Origin of the sequence: Pseudomonas sp. R38(2017), assembly GCF_002112395.1 — a bacterium.
Lineage (GTDB): Bacteria > Pseudomonadota > Gammaproteobacteria > Pseudomonadales > Pseudomonadaceae > Aquipseudomonas.
On the sequence record NZ_NEHN01000020.1, the window covers coordinates 1 to 1,829 of the forward strand.

Below are 1,829 nucleotides of genomic sequence, written 5' to 3' on the forward strand. Positions count from 1 at the left end.
GTCTTAAACCCACACGCACCTGTAATTTCTGACAGTAGTCAACCCCGCTACAGCGCCGTTCAATGCCTCCATCGCCCCGCCATTCGATCGGAGTTCGCGCGATGACTGTCAACAATCCCGCTGGTTCCTCACCGCTGGTACTCAAGGAGCTCGACGTTCCCGGTCGCACCGGTCCCGTGTCGCAAGCGCCGGATGTCTGGGGGCTCAATAAGGCGGCCGTGCAGGACAACTTCCCCAAACAGGGTTTGCTGTGTCGCGCCGGGCCGTGGGGGGTCATGAGCCGGGGCGACAAGTTGGTGATTTCATTGGGTGGTCAGGCAGTACTTAACAAAACCGTTGACGCACACGAAGTCGACACCACGCTGGCGATGTTTGTGCCCGCCGCGCGCTTCAGTGATGGCTCGTCCACCCTGTCCTACGCCGTCACCCGACAGGGCGGAACGGCCGAGCCTTCCGAGGTGATGCAGGTGCGGGTCAAACTCACCCGCCCCGGCGGCCATGACAGCGACGAAGGCCCGGGCCACTCGAAACTGAAAATGACCGTCCCCAAGGAGATTCTCGAGGGCGGCATCGACAAGGACAACATCGCCGCTGGCGTGCCGATCACGATCGGCCCCTCCGACGACGGGCCAAAACCCTATCCCGACGCAGCGGTCGGTGACTGGGTCCAGGTGAGCTGGGGCGGGGTTTTCGTGCTCTACGGACCGCTGACTCAGGCTGAGGCTGACGGCACAGTGCCGCTTGTCGTGCACATTACCGAGGCAACCATTCGCGAGGCGGGTGACTCCGGAGATTCCGGTCTCGCCGTGGCCTTTGAGCTCTACGACATGGTCGACAACCGCTCCGAAGACTGGAGTCATGAGCAGCGTGTGGTGGTCGCGGTCGACGCCGACAGATTAAACGCACCCATCTGCAAGGAAGCGCTGAACAATGTGCTGGACGCCGACAAACTGGGGGATACCGATGGCACGGCGCAGATCATTGCCATGGACAGCAACAAGTTCAAGGTCGGTGACATCCCCATCGTCCGACTCAGGGGCACACCGGATGAAGGGGCACCGATTAACATCGAAAACACCGGTGAGCCGCTGGACAGTGTGCCGAGCATCCCCGAAATCAAAATTCCCAATACCGCGCTGCGGCAACTGGCCAAGACCCAGATCGCCTTGTCCTTTCGCCTGAAAAAAGCCGATGGTTCCGCCGACCTGTTGTCGAAGACCCAGTTCATCAATGTCATTGGCGAGGTTAAACGATTACTGGCCCCGGTCGCCCTCGACGCGGCACAGGGCGCCCTCGATCCGGAACTGGCACAGGCCCGCATCCAGATTCCATTTGACAAGTCCTTTGCTGCCGGCCAGGCGATCAAGCTGTTCTGGCTCGGCACCCGGCCTGACCTGAGCACCTATTTGCCCGACCTGCCGCTACGCCCGATTACCCAAGGCGATATCACGGCCGGTGCGCCCTTGCTGATCAACGTCCCAGGCCTTCATCTCAAACAGATCGAAGGTGGCAAACTGGAGCCGTATTACCAGTTACTGATCGAGGATGCGGTGCTGGGGACGATGAACCGCGTCAACGCCACCCACGCCATCCGCGAGTCGATCCACGCCGAGAGCCTGAACGTCGGCGAACCGAGGCAAGAGCTGCCAGAGCCGAAAGTGGACGGCGTGGTGGACGGCGTACTGCCGGCGGATACGGCCGGCACCACGCTGACTGTGGAATACCTGAACACGGTCAAGGATGACGAGGTGACCTACTTCTGGAATGGCTCGAAAACCGGGCCGGACAGCGACTCGGTCAAGCTGTCCTCGTTTACCGCCGGCCAACCG

1 pseudogene is annotated in these 1,829 nt (G+C 61.3%); it reads left to right on the top strand.

What is annotated here, in order from left to right:
• Positions 1–101: 101 nt before the first annotated feature.
• Positions 102–1,829 (top strand): annotated as a pseudogene (locus CAF87_RS28880) (hypothetical protein); the annotation flags it as partial.